Here is a 16860-nt window from a genome sequence, read left to right on the forward strand (position 1 = left end):
TAGGATCAGCAAGTGGAGCGGTAGTATTAACAGCATTAATCGTATTTCTATCAAGCGTATTAGTATAATAGAAACTTTGTAACAAAAGAAAAAGAAGGGAGAATGAAAGATATGAAAGAGCAAGTATTACAAGTAACAAAAGGTGACTTCGTAGGATCAGCAAGTGGAGCGGTAGTATTAACAGCATTAATCGTATTTCTATCAAGTGTATTAGTATAATAGAAACTTTGTAACAAAAGAAAAAGAAGGGAGAATGAGGGATATGAACAGTGAACAAGTGTTTCAAGTAACAAAAACAGATTTATTAGGATCCTTAGGTGGAGCGGTAATATTAACATCATTTATTCTATTCCTTGCAAGTGTATTAGTATGATATATATAAATACAATCATTCAAAAAAAATAAAGACTCTAACGTATTAGTAAGTAGTTAATATGTTGGAGTCTTTTTTATATTCTTCTTATATACCCTCAAGTATTAAAGTTACCTCATTATCCAGCATTTATGGCTAATTAGACGCTGCGTTTGAAATTTGATTCAACGAATAATCAAAAATCCACTGAATAAAATCCCGCTTTATTTCAAAGAGAAAAAAGTCGAATTTTATATGTAAGAAAAAAAGAGGAATTTGACAGAAAAGATAGAAAATTTTAAAGGTCAGAATTTGTTAGCTTGCTAACTAATTTCTATTTATTTATGTTGGAAGCGTTTTCGGTTGGTTTTAAGTATGGACCATTTAATCTATTTACAGGGGGATGAAGATATTATGAAACAAAAATCTATGGATACGCTAGCTGCACAAATGGAGGATTTTTTTCCAGTACGTGATGTAGATCATTTGGAATTTTACGTAGGGAATGCAAAGCAATCGAGTTATTATCTTGCGAGAGCGTTCGGATTCAAAATTGTGGCTTACTCTGGATTAGAAACTGGAAACCGTGAAAAGGTATCTTATGTTCTTGTGCAAAAAAATATGCGTTTCGTTGTGTCTGGAGCTTTAAGTAGTGAAAATCGTATTGCAGAGTTTGTAAAGACTCATGGTGATGGCGTGAAGGATGTGGCACTACTTGTTGATGATGTTGATAAAGCATACTCAGAAGCAGTGAAACGTGGTGCCGTCGCAATTGCTCCACCAGAGGAATTAACAGATGAGGACGGTACATTGAAAAAAGCAGTTATTGGTACGTATGGTGATACAATTCATACGCTTGTAGAGCGTAAAAATTATAAAGGGGCATTTATGCCAGGATTCCAAAAGGTAGAGTTTAATATTCCATTTGAAGAGTCTGGTTTAATTGCTGTCGATCATGTAGTTGGTAATGTTGAAAAAATGGAAGAGTGGGTTAGTTATTACGAGAATGTCATGGGCTTTAAACAAATGATTCATTTTGATGATGACGATATTAGTACAGAGTATTCGGCGTTAATGTCGAAAGTTATGACGAATGGAAGCCGTATTAAGTTTCCGATTAACGAACCAGCAGACGGAAAGAGAAAGTCACAAATTCAAGAGTATCTAGAATTCTATAATGGAGCTGGTGTACAGCATCTTGCTTTATTAACAAGTGATATTGTTAAAACGGTTGAAGCGCTTCGTGCAAATGGGGTGGAGTTTTTAGATACACCTGATACTTATTATGATGAGTTAACTGCACGAGTTGGAAAAATCGATGAAGAAATTGATAAGCTAAAAGAATTAAAGATCTTAGTAGATCGTGATGATGAAGGTTACTTACTACAAATCTTTACGAAACCAATTGTAGATCGCCCGACTTTATTTATTGAAATCATTCAACGTAAAGGTTCTCGTGGATTTGGTGAAGGAAACTTTAAAGCGTTATTCGAATCAATTGAAAGAGAACAAGAGCGTCGCGGAAACTTATAAGATTTATATCCACCAGCAAAAGTCCCTTTGCTGGTGGAAATTTCATTTTTATAAGGAGGAATCAGGATGAAATTTGTTACATTTCGTCTTCCTTCAAAAGAAATACGGGCTGGATGGCTTGAAGGTGACAAAGTAATAGATATGAATCTTGCTAGTGAAGGGAAAATCCCTTCTTCTATGATGGCTTTTTTAGAAAAAGCTGATGAGTATGTAGAAGTAGTGCGGAATATTAAGAATCCAAATAAGGGTATATATGCTTTAGAAGAAGTACAATTGACAGCTGCTCTTCCTAATCCGAGTAGTATTCGAGATTTTTACGCATTTGAACAACATGTAAAAACAGCTCGTGGACGAAGAGGACTAGATGTTGTGCCTGAATGGTATGATATTCCGGTTTTTTATTTTACTAATCATCGTGCTGTAATTGGTTCCGGTGATTTTGTAATTGGTCCGAAAAAGTCTAAAAAGCTTGATTATGAGCTGGAGATTGCTTGCGTAATAGGAAAAGAAGGGCGAAATATTTCTCGTGAGCGAGCAGAGGAATATATTTTTGGTTATTGTATTATGAACGACTGGAGTGCGAGAGACTTACAAGCAACAGAAATGAAAGTAGGTCTCGGTCCGGCGAAAGGAAAGGACTTTGCAACTTCGTTAGGAGCACATCTTGTTACGAAAGAGGAATTAGATGTTTATCGTAATGGTGATCGATATGATTTAGAAATGACTGCTCATGTAAACGGAAAACTATTATCAAAGGGAAACTTCCAAGATATTTACTATACATTTGCTGAAATGATTGAACGTGCTTCAGAGGACGTTACGTTATATCCAGGAGATGTGATTGGTTCTGGGACAGTAGGAACAGGATGTATTTTAGAACTTGGTACAGAAGAGTGGCTACAAGATGGAGATGTTGTAGAGCTGTCGATTACTGGTTTAGGTACACTACGTAATACGATCAAAAAAGAAAAGGAAGCGGGTGATGGGCATGTTTTATCGTCACATGGGAGAACTACCTCATAAACGACATGTACAATTTCGTAAAAAAGATGGATCGCTTTATCGTGAACAGGTAATGGGAACAAAAGGATTTTCTGGTACGCAGTCTATTTTGTATCATCACTATATGCCAACAGAAGTAGGTCATTCTGCATTATCGCATTCTTGTCAGTTGCAGTATGAAGAGGATGTTGCTCTTTCTCATCGCCACTTCCGAACGAAAGAAAATAAAAAAAGTGGTGATGCAATAAGTGGACGGAATTTCATACTTGGAAATGAAGATTTGTTAATTGGAGTAGTGAGCCCAACAGAAAAAATGGATTATTTCTATCGTAATGGTGATGGCGACGAAATGTTATTTGTTCATTATGGAACAGGGAAAATTGAAACGATGTTTGGAACGATTCACTATAGAAAAGGCGACTATGTAACGATCCCAATTGGAACGATTTATCGTGTTATTCCAGATGAAGGAGAGACTAAGTTTCTTGTTGTAGAGGCGAATAGCCAAATTACAACACCGCGTCGTTATCGAAATGAATATGGACAATTGTTAGAGCATAGTCCGTTTTGTGAAAGAGATCTTCGTGGTCCAGAAAAATTAGAGACCTATGATGAAAAAGGCGAGTTTGTCGTAATGACAAAATCAAGAGGATATATGCATAAACATGTTTTAGGACACCACCCGTTAGATGTTGTTGGATGGGATGGCTATTTGTATCCGTGGGTATTTAATGTAGAGGATTTTGAACCAATTACAGGGCGCATTCATCAACCACCGCCAGTACATCAAACATTTGAAGGGCATAATTTTGTTATTTGCTCTTTCGTACCACGTTTATACGATTATCATCCAGAGTCAATTCCGGCACCATATTATCATAGTAATGTTAATAGTGATGAAGTTCTTTATTATGTAGAAGGAAACTTTATGAGTCGCAAAGGTGTGGAAGAAGGTTCTATTACACTTCATCCGAGCGGGATTCCTCATGGGCCGCATCCGGGGAAAACAGAGGCAAGTATAGGGAAGAAAGAGACGCTTGAATTAGCTGTTATGATAGACACATTCCGTCCGCTTCGTATTGTAAAACAAGCACATGAAACAGAAGATGAAAAGTATATGTATAGCTGGATTGAACAAAGTTCATATACTGTGAAATAAGTAAAAAAAGGCATGCTCTCAATAAGGGAGCATGCTTTTTTGTGGAATCGACATGTATAATAATACCAAAAAGAGTTGTCGAAAGATATATAGAAAGAATGATAAGGATGGTGCATATTCAGAAGAATTTCTACTTGTTTCGACAAAAGTATTGACTGTGAAAAGCGTAATGAGTAAAATAAAAAAGCGAATTAAAAATTTTCAGAAAATTTAAAACTTGGAGGAGTGAAAGATGAAGCAAATTTTTCAAAAGAAGCCAATTGCAAAGTTAATGCAAGAAAGTAAGCAAAAAACGTTAGCAAGAACATTGGGCGCGCTAGATTTAACTATGCTTGGAATCGGTGCAATCGTTGGAACTGGTATTTTTGTTCTAACGGGTGTTGTGGCAGCGAAACATTCTGGGCCAGCTATTATATTATCATTTGCGATTGCCGCGCTAGCTTGTGCCTTTGCTGCATTTTGTTATGCTGAATTTGCTTCTTCAGTTCCTGTCTCGGGCAGTGTGTATACGTATACATACGCGACGATGGGGGAAGTATTCGCATTTTTAATTGGCTGGGACTTAATGCTTGAATATTTACTTGCTACATCTGCTGTAGCAAACGGTTGGTCTGCATATTTTCAATCTTTATTAAAGGGGTTTGGAATTCATATTCCGACTATTCTCTCCTCGGCTCCTGGTACAGGTAAGGGTGGAATAATCGATTTACCTGCAGTTCTAATTATTTTAGTGATGACAGTTCTTTTATCTAGGGGTGTTCGTGAAAGTGCACGAGTAAATAACATTATGGTATTTATTAAAATAGCAGTTGTTCTTATTTTTATCTTTGCTGGTTTTAATTATGTGAAACCTGAAAACTGGACGCCTTTTATGCCATTTGGTTTAGATGGTGTAATGGCTGGAGCGGCCACAGTATTCTTCGCATTTATAGGATTTGATGCAGTTTCAACAGCGGCAGAAGAAGTGAAACGTCCGCAACGTGATTTACCAATTGGTATTATTGCATCGTTATTAATTTGTACAGTTCTTTATATCGTTGTTTCGCTTATTTTGACAGGAATTGTTCCATACGGACAGCTAAATATATCAGATCCAGTTGCTTTTGCACTTCAATTTATTGGACAAGATGGATTAGCGGGGGTAATTTCAGTAGGAGCAATTACAGGGATTACAACAGTAATGCTAGTTATGATGTATGGGCAAGTTCGTGTTTCTTATGCGATGAGCCGAGATGGTTTATTACCGAAGCGTCTTGCTAAAGTTCATCCGAAATTTAAAACGCCATTTTTAAATACATGGACAACGGGAATTATTGCGGCACTGATTTCAGGATTAATAGATTTAAATGTTTTAGCACATCTTGTAAACATGGGGACATTGTCAGCATTTGCACTCGTAGCTGTTGCGGTAATTGTAATGAGAAGAACTCATCCAGACTTACCAAGGGCATTTAAGGCTCCGCTTGTACCATTTTTACCAGCATTAACAGTGATTTTCTGTTTATACTTAATGCTTCAATTATCGGGGACAGCATGGATTAGTTTTGGGATATGGATGGTTATTGGTATAGCGGTTTACTTCTTATATAGCCGAAAACATAGTGCTTTAAACAACAGTAAAAAAGAAGAAGATGTTGCGAATTTATAAGCGAAAAAATCCATTCTAATTCTGTTAGAATGGATTTTTTTATTTGAAAATTTACATTTTTCTGAACTTATTATAAGATAATTGTTGGCTAACTAAAGGGGGGAAATGATGAAAAATACGTGGCGTGAGTTAAGGGAGATGGACCGTAACGTATGGATTCGATTTATTGGAGAGACGTTAAATGGAATTGCAATGATGATGTTAATGCCTTTTTTTGCATTATATTTAAAAGATAAGGTAGATTCGTTGTTGGAAGTTGGGGTTATTATGGCGCTTTCTCCAATTGCTGCAAGCTTTGGATCACTTATAGGAGGAAGAATTGCTGACATATATGGAAGAAAACCGATTATGATATTTTCTATGGCAAGTAATGCATTATTAATGCTCGGTTTTCTATTTATAGAAGGATTTATTCCATGTTAGTTCAGTAATATCAATAGCTAGAATGCTAGTGGCAACGAATTGGCAGCTATTATCCGAAATCCTTTTCCATAAATGCAACTACTTCTGCTTGCTTTGATGGGTATAAATGACTATATGTATTCAAAGTTGTAGCAACATTTGAATGACCTAATCGTTGAGCTACTACAAGGGGGCTAACGCCTTTGTTTATTAAATAAGATGCATGCGAATGTCGAAATTCATGAATTAAAATACGTTTAATTCCCGCTATAGATACATACTTGTCATAATCTTTATGGAGGGTTGCTATGGTAATGCTTTTGTAAAATTCTCCAAATACAACATAATCATTTTTTATAGGTGTTTTTACTGTAGCATGATTTTTTAGTTCTTTCAATAAATTGATGGTATATGTAGGTAACATGATAATTCGATTGGAAGATTTAGTTTTTGGTTTTGTAACTTGTCTGTTATATTCAGTTTTGTTAATGTCTATTGTGCTTTCCTCAAAATTAATATCTGCCCAAGTTAAAGCTAATAATTCCCCTTTTCTAGCGCCACTGTAATAAAGAGTAGAAAAAAATGCTTTATATAATGGTTCATCCACAACTTCAATAAATTGTTTAAACTCTTCAAATTCCCAAAAGTTCATCCTTTTATTGGATTCTTTTTCAAAGTTTCCTGCGATTCTCGCTGGGTTTTGTGATAAACCATTAAATTTGATTGCAAAATTGAAGATAGAGGAAAGAACTGCGTGAATTTTTTTTAAATGCTTAGCAGAATATTTGTTAATAATTTTATTTTGGTAAAGCATTACATGTTTAGGTGTCAGATAGTCTATCTTTACCCTTCCGAACTCTGGTAGTAAGTGATTGTAAATAACATTTCGAATAGTGACTATTGAAGATTCCTTCCTCCTCTGACAATACCAAGCAAAATAACTATCCGCAACCTGAGCAAACGTTAAACTGGAGTTCGTCTCTTTTTCAACCAACATTTTCGCTTCCGCTTCACGTGCTTCCTTTTTAGTTTTAAACCCACGACGTTTTACTTGTTTTTGAGTGCCATCAAACTGACGGACTCTGACAACGAAGAAATATGTTCCACGTTCTTTATCTTTGTAAATTACCATTTGGAATCCCTCCTGTATATACTTAAAAATTAATTATTCGGTTTGTTTTGTAAATTATAACACAGGTAATAACATGGTAACAAAATAAGCCATCACAAAGTTATTGTGCGGTTTTCGGAATGTAAGGTTTTATATACTAGAGTACAAAGTTGAAAATAGCAGAAAGTGTGGTATGAATCTCCTGTGAAAATTCGGGAGGGTAATTGCTAGTGATTTTTTTTAGATAAATCATTACTTGTCTAGCTGTAATTGTACTCGCATTCATTTTTCCGAACTCTGGTACTAAGTAATTGTATATCACATTTTGGGTTGGAATAATCAAAGATTGCTCTTTACCCTGACAATACCATTCGAAATATTTATCTGCCACTTGAGCAAACGTTAAATTTGAAGTCAGGTCTTTCTCTGCTAACATCTTTGCTTCGGCTTCAAGTGCTTCTTCTCGAGTCTTAAACCCACGGCGCTTTACTTGTTTTTTAGTCCTATCAAACTGACGAACTCTTGTTACGAAAAAATATGTACCCCGTTCTTTATCTTTGTAGACTACCATCGAAACTCCTCCCGTATACATAAAGATTGATAATTCAATTTATTGAATAGATTATAACTTGTTTGTTACCAAAAGAAAAGGCTCCCAAAATAAATTGAGAGCCTTTCTTTGACTTGAACCACTTTAATTTTAATAACATATTACCCTGTAAGAAAAATTCCATACCTGTATGTATTGTAACATAAAATGTATGAAAAATTTTGAGAAACTTTTCTTCGTTAATTTCAGATTGGCTGGGTAAAAAACTGTAAAATTGGCTGGTTTTGTGGTCATCCAATTACAATAAAATATAAAATAAATGATTATTCGATAAATTTAGTGTATTTTGATGTATGCGAACTTGAGAAATATGTGGAATGGGTGTTCGGGATGGATTCTTCATGATATAATTGTGTCGAATTAGGTATGTTTTTAATTGACTGAATAATCTAAAATAAAATTGAACATAAAAACTCGCAGAGCGTGTGTAAGAGGTGATCATGACAAAACCGCTCACACCGTTCATCCTAAACCTACCTTAGGATAAAACACTTGCATCATACGAGTTCCAACTTAGTATAACAGACATTCATCATTCGTAGTGCCATTCCAAGGTTGAGAAATTTTAGGCTAGTGTGTTTTTGTACATGAATCAAGGAGGATTGGAAATTTGGAAAACATTCTAGAAAAGATGAAGATTGACCTTAGAATTCGGGGATTTACTAATCGAGAGTTAGGTAGTCGATTTGGAGTGAGTCATACAACCATCCAAAATTATTATTCAGGAAACTTTGATTTCCTCCATTTTCTACAAATGTTGAGATTACAGTATCCGGATTCGATTGAAAAGAGAAGGCACGTCGTTGAAGAAGCGTTAGCTGATTTAAGTTTTATTAACCAACGTGTTGCCTTGGAGGCGTTAGATTTATTTGGAGAATTTGATTTACTCGAAAAGCTGATTTTGAAAATTGAAAGTAACCATTCAAATACGAGAAGTTCTAAACTAAATAAACAGTTATCTTCAGTGTATAAGTTGTTGCCTAATCGATTCAAAGGCAATTACAATAAAAAAGAATTCTTGGATAGCGTAGAGTCTTTGAAGAAATCCTACAAGTTAACAAGTAGTGACGCAACATTGACCAATATTATAATAGAGTTTGCATTGCTGTATGCATATTTAGACTATGGAGATTTTAAGATGGTATCGTATTATAATGAGAAATTAACAACGTTAATTTCTAGTATTAGTAAAGATACATTGAGTGGATCGTTATTATTAAGAAATAAAGAGATGGAGGCAACGGTTCTTCATCACGATAATCAATTGGACAAGTCACGAGAAGTTTGTTGGGATATTATCAATAATCCAAGAAACCCGTATGTTTATATGAAAGGTGTTGCATACAGTATTCTTGGTGAAACTTATATTTTGGATACAAGTAAATTTGAGCAAGCTAAAATGTATTTCGAACATGCGATTGAATGTGTAAATGTTCCTTGTAATTTCAAAGCTTTGTACCGAAAAGGAATGTTTCAAACAAATTTAGATTTTTTAAGGATTTCCCAAGAGAAAGAGTTGGAATTGGTTACACCTGAAGATATATCTGAGCAGGCACATTTGTTTGCTAAAATGGGAAAAGAGAAGCAAGCAATGGAATTATTGGACTATATTGAAAAGAAAAGAGGTTATCTGAATTCTTTTGAGAAAGTGTACAAAGGTATTGCGACGGGTAAAAAAGAATATTTCCTGGAATCCTATAATTCCTTTAAAATGTCTGGTGATGATTTTTATTTGCAGTTGCCATTGAAATACTTATAATGGTATTATTTACTAATAAGGCGGTGGAGAAATGAAACATATTGTAGTAGCGACATTATTGTTTGTAGCTTCTCTAGTTTCGGTCACAACAAAGGATGATATTACTCATCAACAAGCAAAAAGTAAAAATGAAATAACGGTTATGTATGCTGAATCACCAGGTTCTGGTGGGGGTTGATTTCGAAAGACACTATCTCTAAGATAGTGTCTTTCGACGTTTACGGGTTGGAAATACTTTTAACAAAAGAGTCATTTTCTTTCTAAATGGAATAAAAAGGAATGATAGGGTTGTTATATATTATGTATGATGTGGAGAAAAAGGTTATATTTAATATAGGGGGATGCGAGATGAAAAAAGAACAAGTATTAAAAAAGGCTGCAATTGAATGGTTATTATTAAAGAACTGTAAGGATGTAAACAAACTTTTAAAAACAGTTCTATCAAGTACATATAAAGAAAAATAAAAATACTACCGTATAAGGATTTCGTGGAGATTCCTATACGGTAGTATTTTTTATTCGAGTATGTTCTTTTTAGCTTTTTGGTAGAAAACAAACATTTCTAATTGTTCTAAAGCTTTATTTTGGTCAACGTCTTCTAATTGATTAATTAGTATCTCAAGTTTTTTAGCCATTTCGTTTGCTATATCATCTTGTTCTTTTGTGAGGCGTGTATCCTCAGAACGTCCTAAGAGATAATCAGTGGTTACTTTATAGTAGTCCGCTATTTTTTGTATAAGATCCAAATCTGGTTCGTTTCGGTTATTTTCAAAATGAGAGTACCTTGGTCTAGAAATACCAATCCCTGTAGAAACTTCTTCCTGCGTTTTTTTTCCACGTAGCTCTTTTAATCGTTCTCCAAAGGTCATTTTTTATGCGCCCCTTTCATGTCATCAATCTAATCCCTATAAGGTTATTATAGATACATTTTGTATCGTTTGGAAGTCTTTTTATTTTATGATATAAAATATATCAAAAACGATTGACGAAACGTAATGTATCAAATATACTTATTTTACGATAGGTTATATATCTTTATAAGGAGGATAAACATGCGTGAACGAATTAGAAGAGAAAGAAAAATGAGAGATTTAACACAAAAATCCTTAGCTGAAGCTCTCAGTCTATCTGAAATTTTTGTTAGAAAAATCGAAAAGGGTGATAGCGATCCAGGAAGAAAAACAATGAAAAAATATCAAAAATTCTTTGGTATTAGGGCGACTGAATTGTTTCCGGATATTTTCGAAGAATTTAATGATACAAAATATACCTGAGGGAGCGATACCCATGCATAAAAATCTATACATCGCCAGAAAAGAGCAACGCATGACACAAGAGAAAGCAGCAAAGTTGATTCATATTGCACCGAGAACATATTTTGCTAAAGAACACGGTAAAAGTGACTTCACCCTAAAAGAGGCTCAAAAACTAGCAAAATACTTCAAAACAACAGTGGACGAGCTGTTTGAGAAATAGAGGGAGAGGAAACAAGTGAAAAATGGTAAACGACCAACGAAGCGAGAGAAGATACATATTAACTCGTATAAGTTAAATCCAGAAAATTGGTTGATCTATAAGAAAGCGGATGGACGGATACATTTGGTTCATCGTCATACGAACTCAAGACGAGTCATTCCAAGTGCGTAGAGTGTGTGAAAAAGAAAAAGGACTCTAGCGGAATGCTAGAGCCGTCAACATGGAATGTGAGTATTCTACACGAATGTATTATAACATAATTTTTATGAAACTATATAGATAAATAATATGCAATTATGTATAAACCATAAGAAAAAAGCCCTATAAAAGGCTTTCCGATACCATCTAATGGGCGGTTAATGAGAATATGGTATCTATGCAAATAAAATATGGATGGAATGGATATCCAATTATTTTATTGATTTTAAAATATCATGAATCAATCTTAAAAAATACTGGTAAATGTGTCCAAATGAGCGCTATTGCATGTAAAGAAGAGGAGAAACCAACATGACCAAATCAGTTCTAACAAAAGACTTACAAAAGAAACAAATACTCGATGAATTCTTAAACCATTGCGAACAAAAACAAGTAGAAGCACTCAAAAAGAATGATCCCTATCAGTTTTGCATCTGGATCAAAGAAGCCCGATTAGCCCGAAGGGAATTGGCGGCACTCTATCGTGCGAAAGAGAAGTATGATGAGGAACGTGCACGTATTCAAGGGATTGTAAGACGTTTGAGAAGTGTAGGTGTGAATGCGGATGTTGTGGAGAGGGTGCATTATATTACATTGGCAAACTAACAACCAAAGGGGCGATAAGCGATGACAGAAATTCACAATCGTAAAAGCTTAAAAACTCGTAAGGAGCAAACCTGTTTAGGGTGTTTGGAAATCATACCTAGCGGCTTGGATGCTGTTAACAATACAGGGAAATCCGAATATGAATTTTATGATTACTATCTCCATATGGAATGCCATGAATTTTTAAAACAGCATAGTGAATACCTAGAGGAAGGTGTTTGGGATGGATGTGTGAATGATATCAAATTGGAAATGGAAAAGGAGAAAAATCTGTACATCCTGTGAGGAGATGACAAAAATGCTAGAAAATCCAAATATCATAGGTAATTCGCACGATTCCCCGAGACAAGATTTTGAACATTACTGTAGCGATTGTGACGGTGAGTTGTATTTCGGCATGACGTATTACGAATTCGAGGGGAATCTCATTTGTGAGGAATGCAATGAGAAGTTTTTAGAACGCCATGGCACACGTTTTGTGGCAGGGGAATAAAAAAGAACTCACGGCAATGAGTTCCTTAGAAAAAACAAATTTGAAGTTAGTATAACACGGAGAGTGAGTGAAAGAAACATGCAGGCGAAAGTATTAGCAAATACATTACATATGGATCGCAAGGCTTGGTTAGAAGCACGTAAGCAAGGATTAGGCGGTTCAGATGTGGCAGCCATTGCTTGCTTAAGTAAATGGAAGTCGCAAGTACAGGTGTTTCTTGAGAAAACACAAGCTATCGAGCAAGAGGATGTACAAAGTGAAGCTGCGTATTTTGGGAATGTACTCGAGGAAGTAGTCGCACAAGAGTTTGCTAAGCGTACAGGACTAAAGGTACAGCGTCGAAATGCCATCTTACAACACCCAGAGTATCCTTGGATGCTTGCAAATGTGGACAGGCTCATCGTGGGAGAAAGAATTGGATTAGAATGCAAAACAGCATCTGAATATTTGAAAAAAGAATGGAAGGATGAAGAGGTCCCTGTTGCTTATCTTCTCCAGTGTCAGCACTATATGGCTGTGACAGGCTATGAAGCATGGTGGATTGCCGTATTAATTGGTGGCAACAAATTCGTGTACAAAAAGATCGAGCGGGATGAGGATATAATCCAGTATCTTATCAATATGGAACGGGACTTTTGGCTGAATCACGTCGAAAAGGATGAACCGCCTATGTTTGACGGTTCAGAGGCATCTGCGCAACTACTGAAGCAAATGTATCCGGAATCTATCGAAGATAGCTCTATCAGCTTAGGGAAGCAAGAAGAGCTACTTATTGAAGCGAGAGACCAAGTAGATAGGGAAATCAAGGCACTACAAGAACAAAAGGCAGAGTATGAGAACAAGCTGAAAGCGAAATTAGGTTCTCATGAAAAAGCGACAACGGAGAATTACACCATTCATTGGAAGTCCTATACGAGTAATCGTTTTGACAGTAAAAGATTCAAAACAGAACATCCTGATTTATATAAAAAATATGTAAATGAAACTATATCAAGAAAATTTTTAGTGAAATAAAAAATAGGGAGTGGGTTACATATGGCTACAAATGAAAAGTTGAAAAACCAGTTAACAAATCGAAAAGAAAGTGCGCCAGTTACACCGGAACAAACCGTAGAAGCTTACATGAAGAAAATGGCACCCAGAATGGCGGAAGTATTACCGAAGCATATGGATATGAACCGTATGAGTCGCATTGCTTTAACAACAATCCGTACGAATCCAAAGCTTCTCGAATGTGCGGTTCCTTCTCTTATGGGAGCTGTGATGCAAGCGGTACAGCTAGGACTCGAACCAGGATTATTGGGACACTGTTATATCTTACCGTATAAGCGTGAGGCAACATTTGTCATTGGGTATAAGGGAATGATTGACCTCGCAAGACGGTCTGGTCATATTCAAAGTATTTATGCCCATGCTGTACATGAAAATGACGAATTCGAGTATGAGTTGGGGCTACATCCTAAATTGGAGCATAAGCCGTCACATGGGGAGCGTGGTGCGTTTATTGGTGCGTATGCAGTCGCTCATTTTAAAGACGGCGGGTATCAAATGGAGTTCATGCCGAAAAGTGAAATTGAGAAACGCCGGAAACGTTCTGCAGCCGCTAATTCTAGCTATAGCCCTTGGAGTAGCGACTATGAAGAAATGGCGAAGAAAACTGTGGTTCGTTACATGTTTAAATACTTACCGATTAGCATAGAAGTACAAACACAAGCGCAGCAAGACGAAGTGGTGCGAAAAGATATTACAGAAGAACCAGAGTTTATTGAAGTGGATCCAATCGAAGGAGAACAGGTAATAACAGAAGATGCTGGGCAACAAGAATTCCCGATTGAAGGATGAGAAAATCAAAGGTGCTCCTCTCCCGTAAATTGTGGGAGAGAGCGCAATCTAAAGAAGAACTAAAGCGTTCTATCGCAAAGTATATACAGACTGGGTATCCAAACTATCGAATTGAAAAAGTTATTGTGGACAACCAATCATACATCGCCATTTGCAGAAGGGAATGAACCTTGTGGATTTTCAAAGTGAAGTGTTTGACATCATTCATACGTTTAGTGGACAAGCAAATAAAATCGTTGTCAATACAGTATTTATTGATTTTGTAGAGGATTTAGAAACAGGTTTGTTTTTATCACAACTTGTCTATTGGTCAGATCGTACAACAAGAGAGGATGAGTATTTTTATAAAACTGATAGCGAATGGCATGAGGAAATCCGAATTAGTAAATACGGTGTTCGAAAAGCAAGAAAAAAACTAGAGGAAATGAGCGTTCTGAAAACGTATGTGAAAAAAGCAAATGGTGTTCCTACTGTACACTACAAGTTAGATAAAAAGCGTTTTTTCGAAATGATGATTTCCTTTTTGCGAAATCGAAAAAAGGAAATTTCGAAATCGAAAGATGGAAATTGCGAAAACGAACTTTCTTTAACAGATATTACTACAGATACTACTACAAATATAGATGATGATGTAGATAAGCACCCCTTGATTGACGAAGAATTTCAAAAAAGTTATCAGTACTTACTGCAGAACAATATTCCGCTAAGTGAAACAGCTCTGCAAGATTTGGGAGAGTTTTGTGATGTGCTAGGAAGCGAAATGGTGTTAGAAGCTGTGGATCGAGCGATTGACCAAAATGTAAAGCGCTGGAAATATATCAGCGGTATTTTATCCAATTGGCAGAAAAGCAATGTCAAAACAATGGCGGATGTCATGCAACTGGATGAAACATATAAAAACCAAAAAGGCGGTGGGGAACGTGCAGCACGTGGGAGACGCAATGGCGGATATTATCAAACGGGCAGAAGCTATGAGGAAGAAGTTGCAAGCCGAGAACGAAACATGCCAAGTTACATTAAACGAGTATAAGTGCGCAACATGCCAGGATACGGAAGTACTGTTTTACGAGGAAGTGAATGAATTTGGAATGAAAGTATCTGTGCAGAAGGATTGTTCGTGTAAAGTGCGACGAGTGATAGAACGAAGGTTGAAGAATGCAATGATTCCAGAAGAGTTTGCACAAGCGAGATTTGACTCTTACAAACAAAAGACAGAGAACCAAAAAGTGTTGTATGAAACCATCGTAAAATATTTGCGTAATTTTGAAGAAATCAAGGGAACGAAACAAAATAGCTTAGGCTTTATCGCAACGTTTGGTGAGCTCCGCATTAAACAGTTAGAACCATCCAAGCGGGCACAGGCAAAGCGGGAACATAACAGTTTTGGTCTTGGAAAAACACATTTGCAAGTGGCGGCAGCAAAATATCTCATGAAGCAAGGATATAGTGTATTACTGATTTCGGACGGGACGTTCATGGATGACCTCATTGCAGCAAAGATGATGAATGATGACAAAAAAGAATTCAATCGCTTATTACATGCCGCAAAGCAAGTAGAAGTTCTAGTGTGGGATGACTTAGGGAAATCCAAATGGTCAGAAGTAAAAGAAAATTTGTACTACCAGATTATTGATTATCGATATCGTCATAATTTACCGATTTTGTATAGTTCAAACGAAGATGACGAGACATTAGGAGAAAAGATTGGATTTGCAGCAAATAGTCGTTTAAAGGGCATGAGCAAAGACTACATGGTTGCAGTTGAAGGCGAAGATTATCGGGAGAAGGAGTGAAGGTTATGAGCAAAGTATCGGTTGAGAAGAAGTTGGCGTTTATTGATTGGGTATGGGATCAATTAGAACCTCAAGAGCATAGCGCATTTCGATTGCTTTACAGGTTAGGGCAACATGAGAAGTTTCAAGAGAGAATTCGTTTTGTAGAAAATGCGAAAAAATATTCATATGGCATAGAAATGTCGGCAACATGTTCCGTGAGAAGTGGCTTTACATTCTTTGGACCAACAGGGAAAACCAATGATTCGGGTGTAGCGTTTCATTATTTTAGTGCCCAAGACACAGAAAGCAAGATACACATTCAAATAAATTTTAAAGGCAAATACCGCCATGCTTTATACATGGCGGTATTGGAAGATGATGAGCCCTCACTAGAAACGGATTTACCGGATGAAGAGTATCTGAGAGTAGAGGAAGTTATTACATACATGGAGAATCTCGGCAAGCGCCAACTCATCGATTATGCCCTCGACACGAAGGATGAAGCACTATTTAAAAAGCTGGTTATGAAATAAGGGTGAGAGGAATTGAGCAAATACAACAACAAAAAAGTGAACCTCGATGGTTACGTATTCGATTCAAAAGCCGAAGCAAATTATTACGAAGGCTTGAAAATTCGTTATGCAAGAGGGGAAATTCAAGGATTTGAACGGCAGCCAGTATTTAATCTACAACCTGCATTTAAAAAACAGGACAAGAGCTTTCAAGCCATTACATACATAGCGGACTTCTTAGTGTACTTGCCAAATGGTGAGGTGGAGGTCATAGACATAAAAGGCATGATCACCGAAACTTTCAACGTGAAACGAAAGTTGTTCGAGTATAAATACCCGCACTTACAGCTGATTTTGCTGAAGCATGTGAAGAAATACGGTG

25 protein-coding genes and 2 pseudogenes are annotated in these 16860 nt (G+C 36.3%); 24 read left to right on the plus strand and 3 right to left on the minus strand.

Annotated elements, in window-relative coordinates:
* The 8 genes and pseudogenes from ACODS7_RS27130 to ACODS7_RS27165 form a co-directional block, all read left to right on the plus strand.
* Window positions 1-68 (plus strand): DUF3948 family protein (locus ACODS7_RS27130; protein WP_048519132.1); only part of this gene is annotated, 68 nt, incomplete at its 5' end.
* Window positions 69-102: 34 nt separating this feature from the next.
* Window positions 103-219 carry a DUF3948 family protein gene (locus ACODS7_RS27135; RefSeq protein WP_000654250.1) on the plus strand — a complete coding sequence of 39 codons (117 nt, stop codon included), beginning with the start codon at window positions 103-105 and terminating at the stop codon, window positions 217-219.
* 43 nt (window positions 220-262) lie between these two features.
* Window positions 263-373: a DUF3948 family protein gene (locus tag ACODS7_RS27140; protein ID WP_001083691.1), complete on the plus strand. Its 111-nt coding sequence runs from the start codon at window positions 263-265 to the stop codon at window positions 371-373.
* A gap of 393 nt (window positions 374-766) precedes the next feature.
* A complete protein-coding gene (gene hppD / locus ACODS7_RS27145; protein WP_000810920.1) occupies window positions 767-1885 on the plus strand; it encodes a 4-hydroxyphenylpyruvate dioxygenase in 1119 nt (372 codons plus the stop codon).
* 66 nt (window positions 1886-1951) lie between these two features.
* Window positions 1952-2908, plus strand: coding sequence for a fumarylacetoacetate hydrolase family protein (locus ACODS7_RS27150; RefSeq protein ID WP_016083963.1), 957 nt, complete (start codon window positions 1952-1954; stop codon window positions 2906-2908).
* The gene (locus ACODS7_RS27155; protein WP_243168941.1) at window positions 2874-4046 is read left to right on the plus strand and encodes a homogentisate 1,2-dioxygenase; all 1173 of its coding nucleotides are present in this window, start codon (window positions 2874-2876) and stop codon (window positions 4044-4046) included. The genes ACODS7_RS27150 and ACODS7_RS27155 overlap by 35 nt, the downstream gene beginning before the upstream one ends.
* Window positions 4047-4278: 232 nt before the next feature.
* Complete coding sequence (gene bcaP / locus ACODS7_RS27160; RefSeq protein ID WP_000809361.1) at window positions 4279-5694, plus strand: branched-chain amino acid transporter BcaP; 1416 nt, start codon at window positions 4279-4281, stop codon at window positions 5692-5694.
* Between the two features lie 108 nt (window positions 5695-5802).
* Window positions 5803-6111: pseudogene (locus ACODS7_RS27165) on the plus strand (MFS transporter); the annotation flags it as partial.
* A 55-nt stretch (window positions 6112-6166) separates the two neighbouring features.
* Here the strand turns inward: ACODS7_RS27165 and ACODS7_RS27170 are convergent.
* Entirely contained in the window at window positions 6167-7228 is a 1062-nt protein-coding gene (locus tag ACODS7_RS27170) for a site-specific integrase (RefSeq protein WP_243168940.1), read from the minus strand.
* Between the two features lie 139 nt (window positions 7229-7367).
* Window positions 7368-7778 (minus strand): annotated as a pseudogene (locus ACODS7_RS27175) (Arm DNA-binding domain-containing protein); the annotation flags it as partial.
* Between the two features lie 649 nt (window positions 7779-8427).
* Between ACODS7_RS27175 and ACODS7_RS27180 the strand changes: the two are divergent.
* Window positions 8428-9576, plus strand: a complete 1149-nt coding sequence (locus tag ACODS7_RS27180; protein ID WP_098424759.1) for an AimR family lysis-lysogeny pheromone receptor — start codon at window positions 8428-8430, stop codon at window positions 9574-9576.
* Between the two features lie 31 nt (window positions 9577-9607).
* On the plus strand, window positions 9608-9754 hold the full coding sequence (locus tag ACODS7_RS27185) for a hypothetical protein (protein WP_179883946.1): 147 nt from the start codon (window positions 9608-9610) through the stop codon (window positions 9752-9754).
* Window positions 9755-10091: 337 nt separating this feature from the next.
* Here ACODS7_RS27185 and ACODS7_RS27190 read toward each other — a convergent pair whose 3' ends face one another.
* Window positions 10092-10445 (minus strand): helix-turn-helix domain-containing protein, encoded by a 354-nt coding sequence (locus ACODS7_RS27190; RefSeq protein ID WP_197265718.1) that lies wholly within the window; start codon window positions 10443-10445, stop codon window positions 10092-10094.
* Window positions 10446-10628: 183 nt separating this feature from the next.
* On the opposite strand from ACODS7_RS27190, the gene ACODS7_RS27195 reads away from it, so the two are divergent.
* The 14 genes from ACODS7_RS27195 to ACODS7_RS27260 all read left to right on the plus strand — a co-directional run.
* On the plus strand, window positions 10629-10850 hold the full coding sequence (locus tag ACODS7_RS27195) for a helix-turn-helix transcriptional regulator (RefSeq protein WP_197265719.1): 222 nt from the start codon (window positions 10629-10631) through the stop codon (window positions 10848-10850).
* Window positions 10851-10863: 13 nt separating this feature from the next.
* Window positions 10864-11052: a helix-turn-helix transcriptional regulator gene (locus ACODS7_RS27200; protein WP_197265720.1), complete on the plus strand. Its 189-nt coding sequence runs from the start codon at window positions 10864-10866 to the stop codon at window positions 11050-11052.
* 15 nt (window positions 11053-11067) lie between these two features.
* Entirely contained in the window at window positions 11068-11223 is a 156-nt protein-coding gene (locus ACODS7_RS27205; RefSeq protein WP_180231840.1) for a DUF6906 family protein, read from the plus strand.
* A 196-nt stretch (window positions 11224-11419) separates the two neighbouring features.
* Window positions 11420-11566 carry a hypothetical protein gene (locus tag ACODS7_RS27210; RefSeq protein ID WP_242316761.1) on the plus strand — a complete coding sequence of 49 codons (147 nt, stop codon included), beginning with the start codon at window positions 11420-11422 and terminating at the stop codon, window positions 11564-11566.
* The gene (locus tag ACODS7_RS27215) at window positions 11563-11856 is read left to right on the plus strand and encodes a hypothetical protein (RefSeq protein ID WP_242316760.1); all 294 of its coding nucleotides are present in this window, start codon (window positions 11563-11565) and stop codon (window positions 11854-11856) included. The genes ACODS7_RS27210 and ACODS7_RS27215 overlap by 4 nt, the downstream gene beginning before the upstream one ends.
* Before the next feature lie 21 nt (window positions 11857-11877).
* Window positions 11878-12141 carry a hypothetical protein gene (locus ACODS7_RS27220; protein ID WP_242316759.1) on the plus strand — a complete coding sequence of 88 codons (264 nt, stop codon included), beginning with the start codon at window positions 11878-11880 and terminating at the stop codon, window positions 12139-12141.
* 13 nt (window positions 12142-12154) lie between these two features.
* Entirely contained in the window at window positions 12155-12349 is a 195-nt protein-coding gene (locus ACODS7_RS27225; RefSeq protein WP_445079679.1) for a hypothetical protein, read from the plus strand.
* A 78-nt stretch (window positions 12350-12427) separates the two neighbouring features.
* Window positions 12428-13363, plus strand: a complete 936-nt coding sequence (locus ACODS7_RS27230) for a YqaJ viral recombinase family nuclease (RefSeq protein WP_242316758.1) — start codon at window positions 12428-12430, stop codon at window positions 13361-13363.
* Window positions 13364-13384: 21 nt separating this feature from the next.
* Window positions 13385-14191: a recombination protein RecT gene (gene recT / locus ACODS7_RS27235; RefSeq protein ID WP_242316757.1), complete on the plus strand. Its 807-nt coding sequence runs from the start codon at window positions 13385-13387 to the stop codon at window positions 14189-14191.
* The gene (locus ACODS7_RS27240) at window positions 14188-14358 is read left to right on the plus strand and encodes a hypothetical protein (RefSeq protein WP_488828029.1); all 171 of its coding nucleotides are present in this window, start codon (window positions 14188-14190) and stop codon (window positions 14356-14358) included. Before recT ends, ACODS7_RS27240 begins: the two co-directional genes overlap by 4 nt.
* Before the next feature lie 5 nt (window positions 14359-14363).
* Window positions 14364-15221, plus strand: coding sequence for a DnaD domain-containing protein (locus tag ACODS7_RS27245; protein WP_242316756.1), 858 nt, complete (start codon window positions 14364-14366; stop codon window positions 15219-15221).
* Window positions 15175-15984, plus strand: coding sequence for an ATP-binding protein (locus ACODS7_RS27250; RefSeq protein ID WP_242316764.1), 810 nt, complete (start codon window positions 15175-15177; stop codon window positions 15982-15984). The genes ACODS7_RS27245 and ACODS7_RS27250 overlap by 47 nt, the downstream gene beginning before the upstream one ends.
* A gap of 5 nt (window positions 15985-15989) precedes the next feature.
* Window positions 15990-16499 (plus strand): YpiB family protein, encoded by a 510-nt coding sequence (locus ACODS7_RS27255; RefSeq protein WP_242316755.1) that lies wholly within the window; start codon window positions 15990-15992, stop codon window positions 16497-16499.
* A 12-nt stretch (window positions 16500-16511) separates the two neighbouring features.
* Window positions 16512-16860 (plus strand): DUF1064 domain-containing protein (locus ACODS7_RS27260; protein ID WP_488828031.1); only part of this gene is annotated, 349 nt, incomplete at its 3' end.

This window comes from Bacillus sp. FG16, from assembly GCF_057809515.1.